The sequence below is a fragment of the Nocardiopsis sp. CA-288880 genome (assembly GCF_050955985.1).
Lineage (GTDB): Bacteria > Actinomycetota > Actinomycetes > Streptosporangiales > Streptosporangiaceae > Nocardiopsis > Nocardiopsis tropica.
Genome location: NZ_CP192105.1, coordinates 5,088,458 through 5,105,224, shown reverse-complemented (window position 1 = coordinate 5,105,224; position 16,767 = coordinate 5,088,458). Strand labels below are relative to the sequence as shown.

19 protein-coding genes are annotated in these 16,767 nt (G+C 73.1%); 11 read left to right on the top strand and 8 right to left on the bottom strand.

Going from position 1 to position 16,767, the window contains the following annotated elements; translation table 11 throughout:
- Positions 1 to 9: 9 nt before the first annotated feature.
- Positions 10 to 1,260: an SfnB family sulfur acquisition oxidoreductase gene (locus ACQPYD_RS22240; protein ID WP_433697514.1), complete on the bottom strand. Its 1,251-nt coding sequence runs from the start codon at positions 1,258 to 1,260 to the stop codon at positions 10 to 12.
- Between the two features lie 702 nt (positions 1,261 to 1,962).
- Here ACQPYD_RS22240 and ACQPYD_RS22235 point away from each other — a divergent pair.
- The 4 genes from ACQPYD_RS22235 (at position 1,963) to ACQPYD_RS22220 (ending at position 4,585) form a co-directional block, all read left to right on the top strand.
- The gene (locus tag ACQPYD_RS22235) at positions 1,963 to 2,502 is read left to right on the top strand and encodes a cysteine dioxygenase (RefSeq protein WP_330158338.1); all 540 of its coding nucleotides are present in this window, start codon (positions 1,963 to 1,965) and stop codon (positions 2,500 to 2,502) included.
- Positions 2,499 to 2,921 (top strand): rhodanese-like domain-containing protein, encoded by a 423-nt coding sequence (locus ACQPYD_RS22230; RefSeq protein ID WP_433697513.1) that lies wholly within the window; start codon positions 2,499 to 2,501, stop codon positions 2,919 to 2,921. Before ACQPYD_RS22235 ends, ACQPYD_RS22230 begins: the two co-directional genes overlap by 4 nt.
- Positions 2,922 to 3,170: 249 nt before the next feature.
- Positions 3,171 to 3,326: a hypothetical protein gene (locus tag ACQPYD_RS22225; protein ID WP_433697512.1), complete on the top strand. Its 156-nt coding sequence runs from the start codon at positions 3,171 to 3,173 to the stop codon at positions 3,324 to 3,326.
- Positions 3,326 to 4,585 (top strand): YeiH family protein, encoded by a 1,260-nt coding sequence (locus ACQPYD_RS22220; RefSeq protein WP_433697511.1) that lies wholly within the window; start codon positions 3,326 to 3,328, stop codon positions 4,583 to 4,585. Before ACQPYD_RS22225 ends, ACQPYD_RS22220 begins: the two co-directional genes overlap by 1 nt.
- A gap of 200 nt (positions 4,586 to 4,785) precedes the next feature.
- On the opposite strand, the gene ACQPYD_RS22215 is transcribed toward ACQPYD_RS22220, so the two are convergent.
- Positions 4,786 to 5,370, bottom strand: a complete 585-nt coding sequence (locus ACQPYD_RS22215) for a winged helix-turn-helix domain-containing protein (protein ID WP_433697510.1) — start codon at positions 5,368 to 5,370, stop codon at positions 4,786 to 4,788.
- Between the two features lie 239 nt (positions 5,371 to 5,609).
- Here ACQPYD_RS22215 and ACQPYD_RS22210 point away from each other — a divergent pair, with 239 nt between their 5' ends.
- Positions 5,610 to 6,494, top strand: coding sequence for a MetQ/NlpA family ABC transporter substrate-binding protein (locus ACQPYD_RS22210; RefSeq protein WP_433697509.1), 885 nt, complete (start codon positions 5,610 to 5,612; stop codon positions 6,492 to 6,494).
- Positions 6,495 to 6,786: 292 nt separating this feature from the next.
- Entirely contained in the window at positions 6,787 to 7,845 is a 1,059-nt protein-coding gene (locus ACQPYD_RS22205; RefSeq protein WP_433697508.1) for an ABC transporter substrate-binding protein, read from the top strand.
- Between the two features lie 80 nt (positions 7,846 to 7,925).
- Here ACQPYD_RS22205 and ACQPYD_RS22200 read toward each other — a convergent pair whose 3' ends face one another.
- Genes ACQPYD_RS22200 through ACQPYD_RS22190 form a run of 3 tightly spaced genes read right to left on the bottom strand, consistent with a single transcriptional unit; the run spans position 7,926 to position 9,648 of the window.
- Positions 7,926 to 8,723, bottom strand: a complete 798-nt coding sequence (locus ACQPYD_RS22200) for a VOC family protein (RefSeq protein ID WP_433697507.1) — start codon at positions 8,721 to 8,723, stop codon at positions 7,926 to 7,928.
- Between the two features lie 59 nt (positions 8,724 to 8,782).
- On the bottom strand, positions 8,783 to 9,193 hold the full coding sequence (locus tag ACQPYD_RS22195; protein WP_433697506.1) for a VOC family protein: 411 nt from the start codon (positions 9,191 to 9,193) through the stop codon (positions 8,783 to 8,785).
- A 20-nt stretch (positions 9,194 to 9,213) separates the two neighbouring features.
- Complete coding sequence (locus tag ACQPYD_RS22190) at positions 9,214 to 9,648, bottom strand: helix-turn-helix transcriptional regulator (RefSeq protein ID WP_330158330.1); 435 nt, start codon at positions 9,646 to 9,648, stop codon at positions 9,214 to 9,216.
- Between the two features lie 382 nt (positions 9,649 to 10,030).
- On the opposite strand from ACQPYD_RS22190, the gene ACQPYD_RS22185 reads away from it, so the two are divergent.
- From ACQPYD_RS22185 to ACQPYD_RS22170, 4 genes are all read left to right on the top strand, one after another.
- Positions 10,031 to 11,086 carry an ABC transporter substrate-binding protein gene (locus ACQPYD_RS22185; protein WP_433697505.1) on the top strand — a complete coding sequence of 352 codons (1,056 nt, stop codon included), beginning with the start codon at positions 10,031 to 10,033 and terminating at the stop codon, positions 11,084 to 11,086.
- A 5-nt stretch (positions 11,087 to 11,091) separates the two neighbouring features.
- Positions 11,092 to 11,862: an ABC transporter ATP-binding protein gene (locus ACQPYD_RS22180; RefSeq protein WP_267945428.1), complete on the top strand. Its 771-nt coding sequence runs from the start codon at positions 11,092 to 11,094 to the stop codon at positions 11,860 to 11,862.
- A complete protein-coding gene (locus ACQPYD_RS22175; RefSeq protein WP_433697504.1) occupies positions 11,855 to 12,736 on the top strand; it encodes an ABC transporter permease in 882 nt (293 codons plus the stop codon). The genes ACQPYD_RS22180 and ACQPYD_RS22175 overlap by 8 nt, the downstream gene beginning before the upstream one ends.
- 254 nt (positions 12,737 to 12,990) lie before the next feature.
- On the top strand, positions 12,991 to 13,362 hold the full coding sequence (locus ACQPYD_RS22170) for a hypothetical protein (RefSeq protein WP_433697503.1): 372 nt from the start codon (positions 12,991 to 12,993) through the stop codon (positions 13,360 to 13,362).
- Between the two features lie 98 nt (positions 13,363 to 13,460).
- On the opposite strand, the gene ACQPYD_RS22165 is transcribed toward ACQPYD_RS22170, so the two are convergent.
- Together ACQPYD_RS22165 and ACQPYD_RS22160 are read right to left on the bottom strand one after the other, a co-directional pair.
- On the bottom strand, positions 13,461 to 14,258 hold the full coding sequence (locus tag ACQPYD_RS22165) for a TSUP family transporter (RefSeq protein ID WP_433697502.1): 798 nt from the start codon (positions 14,256 to 14,258) through the stop codon (positions 13,461 to 13,463).
- Positions 14,259 to 14,393: 135 nt separating this feature from the next.
- Positions 14,394 to 14,783 (bottom strand): winged helix-turn-helix transcriptional regulator, encoded by a 390-nt coding sequence (locus ACQPYD_RS22160; RefSeq protein ID WP_330158323.1) that lies wholly within the window; start codon positions 14,781 to 14,783, stop codon positions 14,394 to 14,396.
- 83 nt (positions 14,784 to 14,866) lie between these two features.
- On the opposite strand from ACQPYD_RS22160, the gene ACQPYD_RS22155 reads away from it, so the two are divergent.
- Positions 14,867 to 15,817 (top strand): NADP-dependent oxidoreductase, encoded by a 951-nt coding sequence (locus tag ACQPYD_RS22155; RefSeq protein WP_433697501.1) that lies wholly within the window; start codon positions 14,867 to 14,869, stop codon positions 15,815 to 15,817.
- Between the two features lie 220 nt (positions 15,818 to 16,037).
- Here ACQPYD_RS22155 and ACQPYD_RS22150 read toward each other — a convergent pair whose 3' ends face one another.
- Entirely contained in the window at positions 16,038 to 16,634 is a 597-nt protein-coding gene (locus tag ACQPYD_RS22150; protein WP_433697500.1) for a Dps family protein, read from the bottom strand.
- Between the last annotated feature and the right edge of the window lie 133 nt (positions 16,635 to 16,767).

Sequence of the window (16,767 nt, the reverse complement as noted above, 5' to 3'; positions counted from 1 at the left end):
GTTGCGGGATCAGATCTGACCGTGCCGCGGTGGGCGGCGACGGTTGAGGGAGTACTCCCCGACGTGCTGGACCTTCCAGCGCACCGGGTCGTGGACGGTGTGGGTGCGGGCGTCGCGCCAGTGGCGGTGCAGGTTCTCGGAGTCGGCCGCGGCCCGCGTGCCCGCCACCTCGAACAGGGCGGAGGAGACCTCCACGGCGGCCCGTCCGCCGGAGACCTTGGCGGCGGCCACGGCGACCGAGGCCTCCGCGGTGGCGTCCTCCGCGCCGGGGGCGCCCGCGGCCAGGACGGCGTCGGCGGCGTCCACCCGGCCGGCGGCGGCGGCCAGCAGGGCCTCCGCGGCGCGCACCTGGATCTCCAGCTCGCCGAACCGGTGGACGAGCAGCGGGTCCTCGGGCGCGGTGTCGACGCCGCTCTCGAACCAGGGGCGGCTCTTGGAGCGCACGAAGGCCGCCGCCTCGGCCAGGGCGCCGCGCGCCGCGCCGACGTCGATGGCGGCGTGCAGCAGCTGCGCGAACGCGCCGTAGGTGGTGGGCCCCTCGAACGTCAGGTACTGGGGCAGGACCAGGTCGTCGGGCACGGCCACGTCGGCCAGGTGCACCGTGCCGCTGGCGGTGGTGCGCTGGCCCATGCCGGCCCAGTCGTCCTCGACGCGCAGGCCCGGGGCGTCGGCCGGGACGAAGGCGATGTGCGGGCGCGGTCCGTCCGGGGTGGCAGCGGGGGCGACCACGGCGATCCAGTCGGCGAGCAGCGAACCCGTGGCGTAGTACTTGCTGCCGTTGATCCGCCAGCCCCCGCCGCCGCGCTCCAGGCGGGTGGCGTGGGTGTGCGCGGTCCTCCCGGACCGCTCGGCCTGGGCGTTGGAGACGAGCGAGCCGGCGAGGACGTCGCCGAACACCCGGGCCCGCGCGCTCCCGCCCCCGCGCAGGCGCAGCGCGTTGAGGAACGCGAAGTGCGGCTGCGGGATCTGCGCCAGGCTGAGGTCGGCGGTGCCGAGCAGGCGCAGGATCTCGGCGACGGTCCCGGCGTCCGCGCCGGCCCCGCCCAGGGCGCGGGGCACGGTGATCCCGAGCAGGCCCGAGCGGGCCAGCTCGCCGACCTGCTCCCGGGGCGGACAGCGGTCGCGGTCGCGCTCGGAGGCGCCCTCCGCGAACCGGGGGACCAGGGCGCGGGCGGCCTCCACGGCCTCCGCGTCCGAGGCGATGACCCGGACCCCGCCGCCGGACGTGCCGGGGGTGGGGCCGGTGATGGTCTCGGACATGGTGGACCTCCTGCTGGGACGCACGCCGACGTGTGCCAGTAAATACCTACCGGAATTATGGGGAATCAAAGCACAGGTCGGTGTGCGGCGGGCGGCGGTTCCGTGTCCTCGGCGTGGTGTTCGACCAGGGGTGTCGTGCGGGGCCGGATGCGGCCGGGGTCCGTGCGGGGTGCGCGGCGGTCCCTGTCGGATGTCGGGCATCGGGCCGGCCTCCCGTCCGGTCGCGCGGCGTGGAGGGCGTTCCGGGCCGAGAGTCGGGCGGCTCCGCGCATGGCAGCCCTCTCGGCCCGGAACGCCGGGACCGGCCTCGCGTTCGTCCGCCCGGCGGGGTGGCCCGGGCGGCGCGGGTGGTCGGCGGGCCCTGGCCGACGGCTCCGCGATTCCGTCGGCCTCGTCCACCAGCTTGATCCGCTAACCCCATTTTGTCAACCGAAAAAGTAGGGAATCTTCGGTGGAGTGTGCACGGGAGAGGGGAGTGCGCAGGTCGGGCGGGGTGTGACGAGGGGTGTGGTGGTGTCGGGGCGGGCGTGACACGTGCGACGGAAGGCTCCTACCAACTAAACCTGTAGGGAATGTGGTTTACTGCGGTCATGGCAGTCAGAACACCGTCACACCTGCGGCCCCTCGCCTTCGACGGGCACTGTTAGCGGCCGCCGGACCAGCGCAGACTCCGACCGCCCACGAATCCGAGAGCAAGAACCCATGACCGACACCGCAGCCGCGCCCGCCGCGCCGACCCCGCTCACCCTGGACCGCCTGTCCGAGCTGACCGCCGCGGTCGCCGAGGAGGTCCGCCAGGGGCTCCACGAGATCCGCTTCGACGCCGAGAACCGCTGGTCGGTCCGCCTGCGCGCCGACGACTACACCGACGTCTGGCTCATCTCCTGGACGCCCGACCAGTCCACCCGGCTCCACGACCACGCCGGTTCGCTGGGCGCGCTCACCGTCGTCGCCGGAGAGCTGGTCGAACGCTACTGGGACGCCGGCCTGCGCGAACGCACCCTCGCCGACGGCGGGGGCGGCCGGTTCCCGCTCGGCCACGTGCACGACGTCGTCAACGCCGCCGCCGCGCCCGCCGTCAGCGTGCACGCCTACTCGCCGCCGCTGACCGCCATGCACTACTACGAGGTCAGCGGCGACAACGCGCTGCGCCGCACCGGCAGCATCCTGACCAGCGATCCCGAGCCCGACGTCCCCACGCTGGACGCCGTGCCCACGGCCGGGGCGGGGGAGCGGCGGTGAGCGCGATCGAACGGCTCCTCGACGGCAAGCGCGCCCGACTCGAACGGCTCTCGCCGGCCGAGGCGCTGCGCGCGCAGGAGGGGGGCGCGCTGCTGGTCGACACCCGGCCCGCGGTCAACCGCGAGGCCGAGGGGGAGATCCCGGGGGCGCTGGTGATCGACCGCAACGTCCTGGAGTGGCGGCTGGATCCCAGCAGTCCCGACCGGGTGCCCGAGGCCGACTCCGCCGACCGGCTCATCGTGCTGTTCTGCAACGAGGGGTACGCCTCCAGTCTGGCCGCCGCCCAGCTCCAAGAGCTGGGGCTGTCGAGGGCCACCGACATGGCCGGCGGTTTCCGCGCCTGGCGCGCCCGCGGGCTGCCCACCACCGAGCCCGTGCTCCGCGCCGAGCCCGGACCCGGGGCCGCGCGCCGGGGCTGAGGTCCCGGCCCTGCGCCGGGGCCGGTCCCGTCGCCGTGGGCCGGACACCGGGGCCGTGCTCCCCGTATCGTCACCGCCGGGCCGTCGGGCCCGGTCCCCTGCCCTTGCCGGGCGCCGGAACCGGGTCTGGCGCCTCGCACGGCCATTAACTACACTAAATGAGTAGGTTTAGTGTATTTAGTCGCCGTTCCGGTCGTATCCCGTCCCGTCCCCCGAGGGCGCCCCCGCGCCCGGAGATCGAGGAGAACCATGAGCGAGACACCCACCACGTCCGCGTCCACGCCCGAACCGCCTCCCCCACGGCCCCGGTGGCGGATCGGCGAGGACTGGGCGGCCACCGTCACCGGACTCGTGCTGCTCGGCCTGGCCCTGCTCGGGGTCATCCCGGCGGGACTGGTCCCCTGATGGCCGCACAGACCCCCGGCCCCGGAGAGGACGCCTCCCGGGCCGACGGCGCCGGCACGACCGGGACCGCGGACGGCGCGGCGGCCGCCCCCGACGACACCGCCGGTACCCCTGAGGGCGGCGCGGTCGGCGACGGCGGGGCCGACGTCCGGGAGGACGCGGACGCTCCGCGCGGACCCGGGGCACCGCTCTGGGCCGTCCTCGGCCTCCTCGTGGTCCTCGCCCTGGCCGCGGCCACACGCTTCCTGGAGTCCTGGGTCCCCGCCGCCGCGGAGGGGACCCCGTTGGGCGGCTTCGCCGAGGCCGTCGAGTACCCCGTCTACGCGATCCTGCTCGGCCTGCTGGGCAACCTGGTGCTCTCCCTCCTGGGGGTGCGCGACCGGCTGGCCCCGGCGTTCAGGACCGAGTTCCTCATCAAGACCGGTCTGGTCCTGCTCGGCTCCACGGTCCTGTTCGACGTCAGCGCCCAGGCCGCCGGACCCGCCGTCCTCCAGGCCCTGTTCCTGGTCACGTCGGTGTTCCTGTTCACCTGGTGGGTGGGCGGCAAGTTCGGCCTGGACGACCGGCTGCGGGCGCTGCTCGCCTCCTCGGTGTCCATCTGCGGGGTCAGCGCCGCCATCGCCGCGGCCGGAGCCGTGCAGGCGCGCAGGGAACAGCTCGCCTACACCGCGAGCCTGGTCATCCTGTTCGCCGTCCCCTCGATCTTCCTGCTGCCGTGGCTGGTCGGCGTGCTCGGGCTGAGCACCGCCCAGGCCGGCGCGTGGATCGGCGGCAACATCGACACCACGGCGGCGGTCGCGGCCTCCGGGGCGATCGTCGGCGAGGAGGCCCTCCAGATCGCCTCCATCGTCAAGGCCACCCAGAACGTCCTGATGGGCGTCGTGGCGGTGCTGCTGACCGCCTACTTCGCCTTCAGGGTCGCCCCCGCCGAGGGCGGCGGCGCGGTGGAGCGCCCCGGCCTGCGCACCCTGTGGGACCGGTTCCCCAAGTTCGTGCTGGGGTTCCTGGCCGCCTCGGTCGTCGCGACCCTGTGGTCCAACGGCCCGGCCGCCGACCCGCAGGCGGGCCTGGACACCGCCAGGGCCCTGCGCGACTGGTTCCTGATCGCGGCGTTCACCAGTATCGGCCTGGAGTTCAAGCTCGGCTCGCTGCGCGAGGCGGGCTGGCGGCCGATCGGCGTGTTCGGCCTCGCCACGGTGTTCAACCTGGCGGTCGGGCTGCTGCTCGCGGTGCTGCTCTTCCGCGGCTTCGCCTTCTAGGGCGTCCGGCCGGGGCCGCTCCGGCCCGCGGAGGAGAGGGGCGCGGCGCCTCCGGGCGGGGGCGCCGCGCCCCGCCGTGTCCGGGAGGTCCGCGCCCCGGACGCCGGCGGCCGACCGCTTCCGCGGGGCCGGGCGGTCCCGACGGCCGTCCCGGGAAGGGGCGGGGCTCCGGTGGGGCCGCCGCCGGGCGGCCCCACCGGTCAGCCGCCCAGGGGCGGCGACGGGGGGCCGTGGTAGATGTAGCCGACCTTGCGCACGGTCGCGATGAGGTCCCCGGCCCGGCCGAGCTTGCGGCGGAGCCGGTGGATGTGCACGTCGATGGTGCGCGAGTGCAGGTCCTTGCGGGAGCCCCACACGCGCTCCATCAGCTCGCGGCGGGCGATCGCGCGGCCGGGGGAGTCGGCGAGGCACTCCAGGAGCTCGTACTCCTGGTAGGTGAGCTCGATTTCCCGCCCGCCGGACCAGACCCGGCGGGCGTCGCGGTCGAGGAGCAGGGCGGCGCCCGGGGCGGGGAGCGGTCTGGCGCGGGCGTGGGGCTCGTCCACCACCACTCCGTAGACCAGCATGTACTTGCCGCTCTCGGGCAGGGGCAGCACGCCGAGGAGCGAGTGGTCGGAGCCGGGCTCCTCGGGGGAGGTCAGGACGGGGCCGCCGACGGCGCCGCCCGGCCCCGCCTCCGGCCGGGGCAGGGCGGCCAGGGACGGTTCGCCGCGCAGCGGGGCCGCGCTCCGCAGGGGCACGGCACGGGTGTCGACGCTGGGGAGTGAGCTGTGTGCGCTGAGCATGCCACCATCATGCGCCGTATTCCCGTTAATTTCTACCGGATTAGTCGGTAATATGGTCCATGTGGTTCACGCCACGCGAAGAGCGGGACGAAACGGATTATTCCTACCAATCCGGTGGGATAGTGTCTGATTGGGTCGGTAATACCCCACAGGGGGCACTGCCCGCCCGGGCCGACGGTGTTCGCGCCGACGCCGGGACCCCCGCGATCCTCCACCCCACGATCCCCTAAGGAGTGCACATGCGCACGACCTCAGCCGTCATCGGCGCCGCCGCCGTCACCCTGGCGCTCTCCGCCTGCGGCGCCCCCAGCGAGCAGGCCGCCGAGACCGAGAACGGCGGCGGGGACGTCCTGACCGTGGGGGTCAGCCCCGTGCCGCACGGCGACATCCTCGCCTTCATCGACGAGAACCTCGCCGAGGAGGCCGGGCTGGACCTGGACATCGTGGAGATCTCGGACTACAACACCCCCAACGCGGCCCTGGTCGAGGGGGAGCTGGACGCCAACTACTTCCAGCACCGCTCGTTCCTCGGCGAGTGGGTCGAGAACGGCCCCGACGCCGAGCTCACCTACATCACCGACGTCCACATCGAGCGCCTCGGCCTCTACTCCGAGAGCGTCGAGAGCGTCGAGGACCTGCCGGACGGCGCCGAGGTCGCGGTGCCCAACGACCCCGCCAACCTCGCCCGCGCGCTCGGCGTCCTGGAGGCCGAGGGCCTGATCACCGTCGACCCGGAGGCGGGCGAGTCCGCCACCGAGAACGACATCACGGACAACCCCCGGGACATCACCGTCACCCCGCTGGAGGCCGCCCAGCTGCCGCGCTCGATCTCCGACGTGGACGCGGCGATCGTCAACGGCAACTACGCCATCGAGGCGAACCTGCCCGAGGAGTCCAACGTCCTGGCCTGGGAGCCGGAGGGCGAGGACTACGTCGAGGCCTACGCCAACGGCCTGGTCGCCCTGGAGGAGAACGCCGACGACGAGCGCGTCCAGCTGCTCGCGGAGCTGCTGCACGACGAGCGCGTCCTGGAGTTCGTCCAGGAGTCCTGGCAGGGCGTCGTCCTGGCGGTCGACGGCGACGGCAACGTCGTCGAGACCGGCGGGGCGGCCGACGAGGAGTAGCCGTCCGGCGGCCCGGCCGGCCGCCGCGCACCCTTCCCCGTTCCCCGAGGGCGGTGGAGCCTCCCGGCTCCACCGCCCTTCGGCGTGTCCGGGGCTCTCCGGGGTGCGCCTGCGGGTCGCCGGTCACGTTCCGGAAGGCGGGGAAGACCCACCGTGACCAGGGCTCTCGCGCGACCGGGAGGCTCATATGTGACCTGCATCACCATGGGGCAAGTTCCACAAAACCTACTCATTTAGTAGAGTTTTACACGACCGGCCCGACCCTCCCCGAACCCCCGAATGAGGACCCGAGATGAGCATGCGCACGTCTGTGCTTCCGACCGCCGCCGCAGTACTGGCACTGGGACTGGTCGCCACCGGGTGCGGGAGCGAGGGGGACGGGGGCGGCGGGGACGGGGGCTCCGGCACCCTCACCCTGGGCTACTTCCCCAACATCACCCACGTCCCGGCCCTGGTCGGCGTGGAGAACGGGACCCTCGCCGAGGCCCTCGGCGACACCGCGCTGGAGACCCAGACCTTCAACGCGGGCCCCGACGCCATCAACGCCCTGTTCGCGGGCGAGGTCGACGCGACCTTCATCGGCCCCAACCCCGCCATCAACGGATGGGCGCAGTCGGACGGCACCGCGCTGCACATCATCGCCGGGTCCACCTCCCGGGGCGCCGGACTCGTGGTCCGGCCCGGCATCGACAGCGTCGAGGACCTGCCCGGCACCACCCTCTCCACGCCGCAGCTGGGCAACACCCAGGACGTGGCGCTGCGCTGGTTCGCCCAGGAGCAGGGCTGGGACGTCGACACCGAGGGCGGGGGCGAGCTGTCCGTCCTGCCCCAGGACAACGCCGAGATCATCGACAGCTTCGTCCTCGGCGAGATCGACGGCGCGTGGGTGCCCGAGCCGCACCTCAGCCGCCTGGTCGACGAGGCGGACGGCGAACTGCTCGTGGACGAGACCGACCTGTGGCCGGAGACCGGCGGCGAGTTCGTCACCACGCACCTGATCGTCAGCGCCGAGTTCCTGGAGTCCGACCCGGAGGCGGTCGAGAACCTGCTGCGCGGCCACATCGAGACCGTCGACTGGATCAACGAGAACCCCGAGGACGCCCAGACGGCGGCCATCGCCCACCTGGAGGCCCTCACCGGCGGCGGACTCTCCCCCGAGGTCGTCGCCTCCGCGTTCGAGAACGTGACCTTCACGGTCGACCCGATCGCCCCCTCCCTCCAGGGCGGCGCCGAGCACGCCGAGGCCGTCGGCCTCCTCGACCCGGTGGAGCTGGACGGCATCTACGCCCTGGACCCGCTCAACGGCCTCCTCGCCGAGGCGGGCCGCGACGAGGTCGCCGGGCTCGGCTGACGGACGGCGGCGGGCCCGCCCCGAGTTCTCGGGGCGGGCCCGGTCGGCGGACGCCGTGCGGCCCGGCCGCGCGGTTGCGGTCACACTCGTGCGGTGACCCTCCAGTGGTGACCGTCGGGATCGGTGAAGCGCCCGACGTAGCCGCCCCCGTCGGTTGGGACCGCCGGGGCGGTGACCCGGCCGCCCGCGGAGTCCGCCTCGGCGAGAAGGGTGTCGACCTCCTCGCGGGAACCGGCGGTGTGCGTGAGGGCGAGCGCGGAGAAGCCCTCGCCCTGCCCGTCGACCCCCGCGTCCCCGGCCAGTGCCCGGCGCGGCAGCAGCCCCAGGCGGCACGCGCCCGCGGAGACGGCGAAGTCGACGAACTTGTCGCCGTAGTCGTGGTCGGCGGCCATGCCCAGCGCCTCGTAGAACACCTTGGACGCCTTCGGCCGGGCGACGCCGAGGAAGACGGCGGTCTCGATCGGTCGCGGTACGGCGGGAACGGGGCCCGTGTCCTTCTTCGAGGCGGCGGCCAGCTTCCAGAGGGCCCCGTCCGGCGCCCGGTGGACGGCTGCGAACTCGCCGAAGAACTCTTTCCTCGCCGGTTTGACGACCGTCGCGCCGCCGGCGGTGGCGGCGGCGAGCAGAGCCCTGACCTCGGCGGGCCGCTGGACGATCGAGGAGAGGACGCAGCCCCGGAAGCCCGAGGTCGCGGGCTCCGCCCCGCAGGCCGCGGCGAGCTCGTCGATCTGCTGGAGCGCGAGTCGGCCGCTGCCGTGGAGGTCCAGTGCGGTGTCGCGGTCGTTGTCGGCCGTGGTCGCGAACGCGGACGCGTAGAAGGCGCGTGCGGCCGCCACATCCGGTACGCCCACGGTGATGATGTCGGGTGAGAGGGTCATCGGGTGCTTTCTTCGTGCTGCTGGTGGTCTGTCGAATGCGCGGGTGCGGCCCGTCCGGCTCAGAGGAGCTGGTGGACGCGGACGAGATTGCCCGCGGGATCGCGGAAGGCGCAGTCGCGGACCCCGTAGTCCTGGTCGGCGGGTTCCTGGACGACGTCGGCGCCCGAGGCCCGGACGCGGGCGAAGAACCCTTCGAGGTCGTCCGTGGCGAGCGTGACGGAGGTGTAGACGCCCTTGGCGATGAGTTCCAGGACGGTGCGGCGCTCGTCCTCGGAGACGCCCGGATCGGTGGCGGGCGGGTGCAGCACGAGGGAGGTGCCGGGCTGCCCGGCCGGTCCGACGGTGATCCAGCGCATGTCCTCGTAGCCCACGTCGTTGCGGACCTCGAAGCCCAGGGCGTCGCGGTAGAAGCCCAGTGCGGCCTCGGGGTCGGTCTGCGGGAGGAAGGCCTGGTGGATGGTGACGTTCATGGGCGCCACGCTACGCAGGACTACCGGGGGCGGGCTTCTCGATTCCTGACCGGCCTGTTCACGCGCTTGGCCAGGCAGGGCGGGATCCCCGCCCCGTCCCGGGAGCGGTCGCGGCGGTAGACGCTCGGCGGCACGCCCACCAGTTCGGTGAACCTCGTGCTGAACGTGCCCAGGGAGGAGAAGCCCACCGCGAAGCAGACCTCGGTGACGCTGAGGTCCCCGCGCCGCAGCAGCGTCATCGCCCGTTCGATCCGCCGGGTCATCAGGTACGAGTACGGGGACTCGCCGTAGACGCGGCGGAACTCCCGGCTCAGGTGCCCGGCCGACATGTACGCCCCGCGTGCCAGCGCCTCGACGTTCAGCGGCTCGGCGAACTCGCGGTCGATCCGGTCGCGGACGCGGCGCATCGCGGCGATGTCGCGCAGACGTTGTGCCTGCGCACCTCCAGGTTCCATGCCTCCATCGTTCCACGCCGCGCCGACGTTCGGGCGGGTTCGGCCCGCAACCGGCCCGTGCGGGGACAGCGGGCCGAACCCGCCGGTCCCGGGCCTCCGACACACCCGGGCGACGCCCGGTGATCTGGATCACATTGTGCGGAGTGGCGCCGATCGTGCGGGCGGGGTGCGGGGGTGCGGCGGGCGCCCGGTGGTGCTCATCGCGGCCGACGCGCCGTTCTGACCTGGGTCTTCTCGGTGGGTGGGATCATCCCTGGAGTGTGGTTCGGGGTATTTGGGCTGGTCATTCGGGAAGCGGGGGACGATTCGCCTGCTTCCACAAAACCTACTTATTAAGTAGAGTTTTGCTCGTCCTCCGACGCAGCACGAAAAGGACCACTCCATGCGTGTGCCCTCCCTCCCGCAGAGAACCGCCCTGGCGGCCCTGGCCGTCGGCCTGGCCGCCACCGGGTGCGGGGCGGCCGGCGCCGAGGAGGCCGACGGGTCCTCGCTGACCCTCGGCTACTTCCCGAACATCACCCACGCCCCGGCCCTCGTGGGCGTCCAGGACGGGATCATCCCCGGGGCCCTCGGCGAGGGCGTCGCCTTCGACACCCGCATCTTCAACAGCGGCCCCGACGCCGTCAACGCCCTGTTCTCCGGCGAGGTCGACGCCGCCTACCTCGGCCCCAGCCCCGCCGTCAACGGGTGGGCGCAGTCCGAGGGCCAGGCGCTGCACGTCGTCGCCGGGGCCGCCACCAGGGGGACCGGGCTCGTCGTGCGCGAGGGCATCGACTCCCTGGACGACCTGCGCGGCGCCACCCTGGCCACCCCCCAGCTGGGCGGCACCCAGGACGTGGCGCTGCGCTGGCTCGCCGAGGAGCAGGGCTGGGACGTCGACACCGCCGGGGGCGGAGACCTGTCGATCGTGCCCCAGGCCAACGCCGAGACCGTTGACGCCTTCGCCCTCGGCGAGATCGACGGCGCCTGGCTGCCCGAGCCCCACCTGAGCCGGGTGCTCGCCGAGGACGACGCGCACCTGCTCATCGACGAGGCCGACCTGTGGCCGCAGACCGACGGCCGGTTCGTCACCACCCACCTCGCGGTCGGCGCCGAGTTCCTCGACCGCAACCCCGAGGTGGTCGAGGACCTGCTGCGCGGCCACATCGCCTCCGTCGACCTGCTCAACGAGGAGCCCGAACGGGCGCGGGCGGCGGCCGGGGACCATCTGGAGTCGCTCACCGGCGCGCGGCTCGACCCCGGCATCACCGCGGCGGCCTTCGACAACGTGGCCTTCACCGTCGACCCCGTCGCCCCCTCGCTGCTCGCCGGCGCCGACAGAGCCGAGGCCGTCGGACTGCTCGAACCCGTCGACCTGAACGGAATCTACGCCCTCGACCTGCTCAACGGTCTCCTCGCCGAGGACGGACGCGAGCGGGTCGCCGGGTTGGAAGGGTAGGGCCCATGACCACCGTCACAGAGACGCCCGCGCGCACCGCCGCCGTGGAGATCCAGGACATCTCCAAGGTCTTCGGACACGGCAAGGGCGCCGTGACCGCGATCGACGGGATGTCCGTCACCGTCGGCACCGGGGAGTTCCTCGCCATCGTGGGCGCGTCCGGCTGCGGGAAGAGCACCCTGCTCTCCCTCGTGGCCGGACTCGAACAGCCCACGACGGGCAGCGTGGACGCGGGCGGCCACAAGGTCGCGATGATGTTCCAGGAGGCCGCGCTGTTCCCGTGGCTGACCGTGGGCGCCAACATCGAGGTGCCCATGAAGGTCAACAAGGTGCCCCGGGCCGAACGCAGGAAGCGCGTCGCCGAACTCCTGGACCTGGTGCGGCTCACCGGCTTCGACCGCAAGCGCCCCCACGAGCTGTCCGGCGGCATGCGCCAGCGCGTCGCCCTGGCGCGCGCGCTGGCCCAGGACGCGGACGTGCTGCTCATGGACGAGCCGTTCGGCGCGCTGGACGCCATGACCCGCGACATCCTCCACGACGAGCTGGAGCGGATCTGGCGCGAGAAGGAGCTGACCATCCTCTTCGTCACCCACAACGTGCGCGAGGCGGTGCGCCTGGGCGACCGGGTCGTGCTGCTGTCCAGCCGCCCCGGGCGGGTGATCGACGCCTTCCCGGTCGAGGGCGAGCGCCCCCGCCGGATCGACTCGGTGCAGATCGCCGAGCAGGCCGCCACCATCACCGACCGACTCCGCGAGGAGGTCTCGCGCCATGCCTGACACCGACGTGCGGGACGACCAGCGCCGCGTCCGCGGACTCGACGCCCTCGAACTCCAGCCCCGGCGCGGTACGGGGGAGCGCAGCGCCGCCGAGACCGCCGGGAAGATCTGGGCCGCGACCTGGCCCAAGCTGGCCGCGGTGGTCCTGGTGCTGCTCGCCTGGCAGGCGGTCGTGTGGTCCGGGTGGCGGACCGAGTTCGTCTTCCCCGGACCGGACAGGGTGCTGCCGACCCTCTTCCGGGAGATCACCACACCCGAGTTCTGGGAGGCCGTCCAGGTCACCATGCGGCGGGCCCTGACCGGCTTCGCCCTGGCCCTGGTCGTGGGCGTGATCATCGGCATCGCGGTCTCGCAGTTCAAGCCGCTGCGGGTGGCGATCGGCTCGCTGATCACCGGGCTCCAGACGATGCCCTCCATCGTGTGGTTCCCGTTCGCGATGCTGCTGTACGGCATCAGCGAGTCGGCGATCATGTTCGTGATCGTGCTGGGCGCGGCCCCCTCCATCGCGGGCGGGCTGACCTCTGGCATCGACTACGTGTCCCCGTCGCTGCTGCGGGCCGGACAGGTGATGGGCCTGCGGGGGGTGCAGCGGTACACGGTGCTGATCATCCCGGCGGCCCTGCCGATGTTCGTCACCGGCCTCAAGCAGGGCTGGGCCTTCGCCTGGCGCTCGCTGATGGCGGGCGAGCTGCTGGTGATCATCAACCAGCAGAACTCCATCGGGTGGGCGCTCAGCCAGGCGCGCCAGCTCAACGACGCCGAGCGGCTGCTCAGCTACATCATCATCGTGCTGGTCGTCGGCATCGTCATCGACGTGTTCTTCAACTGGGCCGACCGGGCGCTGCGCCGCCGCTGGGGCATCACCGGGTCCTGACCGGCACGGGCCCGTCGCAACGGACGGGGAGGACGCGCGCCGCCGCGCGCGTCCTCCCCGTTTTCGGCGTTCGGGGCAGGTCGGAGGCACCAGTCCAATCAAAGCCAATCAAAGCCACAAGAAGCCAACAAAAAAGCCACACAAAGCTGGTTTTTGACCGCTGGTGTGTGGTTGACTGCGTTGCGCCACTACCCCCGGTACGTCCCGGTCCCCGCTCGGCCGACCCGTGCCCCCTATGGTTTTTGGAGACGCACATGTCCATCTTCCGCAGAGGCAAGGCCCTGACGTCGTCGGTGCTCGCCGGCCTGCTCCTCACCTTCGGCCTCGCGCTCGCCGCCGCCTCCCCGGCCGCCGCCGCGGGCACCTTCCGGCTCTGCAACGTCGGCTCCGGCTACAGCGCCCAGGCGACCTTCCCGGATCGCGGCGGCTTCTCCACCTACGTCGTCAACTCCGGCCAGTGCACCAGCGTGAGCACCAACGGCAACGAGGGCTACTACGTGACCATCAGGAACAGCGGTGGGCGCCTGAAGTCGACCGGGGGCTACCGCATCCCGAGTGGCAGGAGCGTGGACTTCTCCACCGGCGGGACCTTCGCCGCTCCGCAGTTCCACGCGCAGGTCTACTAGAGGACCGCTCGTACCGGGGCCGGGCCGCGATGCGCGGTCCGGCCCCGTCGTCGTGCGGAAGGCCGCCGCACCGGGGCCCCGCCCCGACCCCGGCGGCCTCAGGGCAGCAGACCGGCCAGGTAGACCACGCCGGTGGCCGTGACGAGCGCGCCGAGCAGGAAGCGCAGCGGCTGCTCTCCCAGGCGGCGGGAGATCCCGATCCCCACCAGGGAGCCGAGCGCGCCCCCGAGTCCCAGCGCCAGGCCCACGCCCCAGTCGGGGGCCGCCGGGGCCGCGCCGAAACCGATCCGGTCGAACACCGCGTAGGCGGTCAGGCCCACCACGGACGTGGTCAGGGTGGTGGTCAGGGCGACCACGGCGGCCCGCGAGGTCAGCCATCCGGCCGCGCCGATGAGCAGCGGCGACAGCAGGGAGCCGCCGCCGATGCCCACCGCCGCGCCGAACAGCGCCGCGCCGCCCGCCGCGAGCGCGAGCAGGGCGCGGCCCCCGCGTGTGGGCCGCGCGCCCGTCGGCGGGTGAGCGGAGGCCCGTGTCCGGCGGACCGCGAACAGGCGCGCCCCCATGGCGAGCATGAGCACGGCGAGCAGGCCGCGGAAGAGCGCGGGATCGGACAGCCAGGTGACGCGCACGGCGGCGCCCGCCACCGCGCAGGGCACGGCGGCGGCCGTGGCCACGAGCATCTCCGCGCCGTGGCCGCGCGCCGACCGGGCCAGGCGGCTCAGGCCCAGCGGCGTGGCCACCACGTTGTAGAGCAGGTTGGTGGCACTGACCGCGGGTCCGTGCATCCCCAGGGCGCTGAGCTGCACGGGAAGCAGGAGGACGGCCCCCGAGATCCCCACGGGGGCCGTCACGGCCGCGACGGCGAATCCGGCCATGACGGCGACGAGGATCTCCATGCGGATAACTCTACTAAACAAGTGGGTTTTAGGGGGATTTTGGATGCTCCTCCGCGGATGTCCGGTGGCGGTGTCTCCGTCGCCGGAGCCCCGGGCCCCGTCCCGGCGGTCCCGCCCCCGCGCCGTTCCCGGGCGCTACACGGGTTCCACCGGCCGGGACGCGCGCTCGTCGTAGGCCGCGCGCGCCGAGGCGATCTCGTCCATGTGCTCCTCCGACCACAGGCGGATCGACCCCATCAGCGCCTCCACCTCGGCGCCGAGCGCGGTCAGGCTGTATTCCACGCGCGGCGGGGTCGTCGGGTACACCCGGCGGTCGACCAGCCCCGCCCGCTCCATCTCGCGCAGGGTCTGGGTCAGCATCTTCTGCGTGATGCCGTCCAGGCGGCGGCGCAGCTCGCCGAAGCGCGCGGGGCCGGGGGAGAGCACCCCCACCACCAGGCACAGCCACTTGTTGGACAGCAGGGAGAGGACGTTGCGGGACGCGCAGTTCCGCAGGTAGACATCGGCGCCGCCGAGTTCTCGCAAGTCAGGAGTGGTATACACCAGGTACCTACAGATGGGGAAAGTGCCTTCTATACAAGGGATACCTTAGACGGGAAGCTGGGCGCATGACAGAGCACATGCGCACCGTCCAGCAGAAGTCCGTCGGCGGCCCCGAGGTCCTGGAGATCGTCGAGGCCCCGGTGCCCGACCCCGCGCCCACCCACATCCGGGTGCGGGTGCACGCGGCAGGCGTCAACCCGACCGACTGGAAGATGCGGACCACCGGCTACTGGTACACGCCCCCCTTCGGCCAGGGCTGGGACGTCTCCGGGGTCGTCACCGCCGTCTCCCCGGGGGTCACCCGCTTCGCCGTCGGCGACGAGGTCTACGGGATGCCGAACTTCCCCCACACCCCCGGCGCCTACGCCGACCAGGTCACCGGCCCCGCGCGGCACTTCGCCCCCAAGCCCGCCGGGCTCGACCACGTCCACGCCGCCGCCCTCCCGCTCGCCGCGCTCACCGCCTGGCAGGCACTGGTGGACACCGCCGACGTCGGAGCCGGCCGGCGCGTCCTCATCCACGCCGCGGCGGGGGGCGTGGGCCACCTGGCCGTCCAGATCGCGAGGGCCCGGGGCGCCCACGTGATCGGCACCGCCAGCGCGGCCAAGCACGACCTCCTCCTGGGCCTGGGGGCGGACGAGGTGGTCGACTACGCGGCCGAGGACTTCGCCGAGGCCGTCGGCGACGTGGACGTGGTGCTCGACGCCATCGGCGGCGACTACCTGGAGCGGTCGCTGCGCACCCTGCGGCCCGGCGGGCTGTACATCGGCCTGCCCAACCCCTTCGACACCGAGGGGGTCGCCCGGGCCGCGGAGAAGGCGGGCGCGGGCGTCCGCGGCGTGACCCTGATGGTCGAACCCGACCACAAGGGCCTGGAGGCGGTCACCGCGCTCGTGGAGGAGGGGCGGCTGAAGCCGCTGGTCGCCGCGACCTTCCCCCTGGAGAAGGCCGCCGAGGCACACGAGCTGGGGGAGACGGGCCGCACCACCGGAAAGATCGTGCTGACCCTGACCTGACCCGGTCGCGGGGCGCCGCCGGACACGGGCACGCGGAGAGGGGCCGGGCCCCGGCCCGGCCCCTCCCGGTCGCGGCCGGTTCCCGCTCCGGGACCTGCGGGGTCCCCGGAGCGGACCGGAGCGCGAATCCCCGGCGCCCGGGGCGGATCCGCCGAACGCGAACCGGATGCGGGCGCCCGCGGGCCCCGCACGCCGTCCGGCCGTGCGGGGCCCGGACGCCTCAGGCGTGGACGAGCGGGGTGTCCACCAGGTGCTCGGCCACGAACCAGGCCTGCAGCTCGTTGACGCGGATCACCTCCGAGACCAGCAGGTCGTTCGTCCCGTCGTCGCCCATGTCCTGGGTTCGCGCGGCGGCGTCGTGGCAGTCCTCCAGGATGGTCTCGTGCCCCTCCAGGAGGCGGGAGAGCATCGCCGGCACCTCCTCGACGCCGTTCGGCGGACGCGGGATGTTGGTGATCTCGGCGACGTGCCGCGGGTCCCCGACCGCCACGCCGCCCAGGGTCTGGACGCGCTCGGCGATGGTGTCGATCAGCTCGGTCTGCTCGTCGGCGTGCTTGTCCATCAGCAGGTGGAGCTGGTAGAACGTCTGCCCGCGCATCAGCCAGTGGTGCTTCTTGTACAGGTCGTGCAGGATGCGGGTGTCGCACAGCACCTGGTTCAGCCGCTGGCACGAGTACATCCGCGCGTCGTGGGAGAGGCCGACCGGCAGCTGGCGAACCGTGCCGAACTCCTGGATCTCCTTGCCCTTCTGGTGCAGCCACGGCTGGCTGCTCCTGGGCTTGGGCGTCGTACCGGCCTTGCGGTCTGCGGTCGTCACTCTGGTCCCCCTCCAGTCGGTGTGACTCGTCTCGCGACTGGAGCGCACACGGCGGTGCGCTCCGTGTGTCAGTCTCGGTTACCCACCGGCGCCGGGCGGCTAACGTCCAGCCAACCGGGAGTAAGTTTTCTGT

Coding starts and splice junctions, on each gene's coding strand:
- ACQPYD_RS22170 (WP_433697503.1), top strand. CDS start 12,991: ATGTCCATCTTCCGCAGAGGCAAGGCCCTGACGTCGTCGGTGCTCGCC.
- ACQPYD_RS22235 (WP_330158338.1), top strand. CDS start 1,963: ATGACCGACACCGCAGCCGCGCCCGCCGCGCCGACCCCGCTCACCCTG.
- ACQPYD_RS22240 (WP_433697514.1), bottom strand. CDS start 1,260: ATGTCCGAGACCATCACCGGCCCCACCCCCGGCACGTCCGGCGGCGGG.
- ACQPYD_RS22175 (WP_433697504.1), top strand. CDS start 11,855: ATGCCTGACACCGACGTGCGGGACGACCAGCGCCGCGTCCGCGGACTC.
- ACQPYD_RS22180 (WP_267945428.1), top strand. CDS start 11,092: ATGACCACCGTCACAGAGACGCCCGCGCGCACCGCCGCCGTGGAGATC.
- ACQPYD_RS22195 (WP_433697506.1), bottom strand. CDS start 9,193: ATGAACGTCACCATCCACCAGGCCTTCCTCCCGCAGACCGACCCCGAG.
- ACQPYD_RS22200 (WP_433697507.1), bottom strand. CDS start 8,723: ATGACCCTCTCACCCGACATCATCACCGTGGGCGTACCGGATGTGGCG.
- ACQPYD_RS22210 (WP_433697509.1), top strand. CDS start 5,610: ATGCGCACGACCTCAGCCGTCATCGGCGCCGCCGCCGTCACCCTGGCG.
- ACQPYD_RS22155 (WP_433697501.1), top strand. CDS start 14,867: ATGACAGAGCACATGCGCACCGTCCAGCAGAAGTCCGTCGGCGGCCCC.
- ACQPYD_RS22215 (WP_433697510.1), bottom strand. CDS start 5,370: ATGCTCAGCGCACACAGCTCACTCCCCAGCGTCGACACCCGTGCCGTG.
- ACQPYD_RS22190 (WP_330158330.1), bottom strand. CDS start 9,648: ATGGAACCTGGAGGTGCGCAGGCACAACGTCTGCGCGACATCGCCGCG.
- ACQPYD_RS22220 (WP_433697511.1), top strand. CDS start 3,326: ATGGCCGCACAGACCCCCGGCCCCGGAGAGGACGCCTCCCGGGCCGAC.
- ACQPYD_RS22185 (WP_433697505.1), top strand. CDS start 10,031: ATGCGTGTGCCCTCCCTCCCGCAGAGAACCGCCCTGGCGGCCCTGGCC.
- ACQPYD_RS22165 (WP_433697502.1), bottom strand. CDS start 14,258: ATGGAGATCCTCGTCGCCGTCATGGCCGGATTCGCCGTCGCGGCCGTG.
- ACQPYD_RS22225 (WP_433697512.1), top strand. CDS start 3,171: ATGAGCGAGACACCCACCACGTCCGCGTCCACGCCCGAACCGCCTCCC.
- ACQPYD_RS22205 (WP_433697508.1), top strand. CDS start 6,787: ATGAGCATGCGCACGTCTGTGCTTCCGACCGCCGCCGCAGTACTGGCA.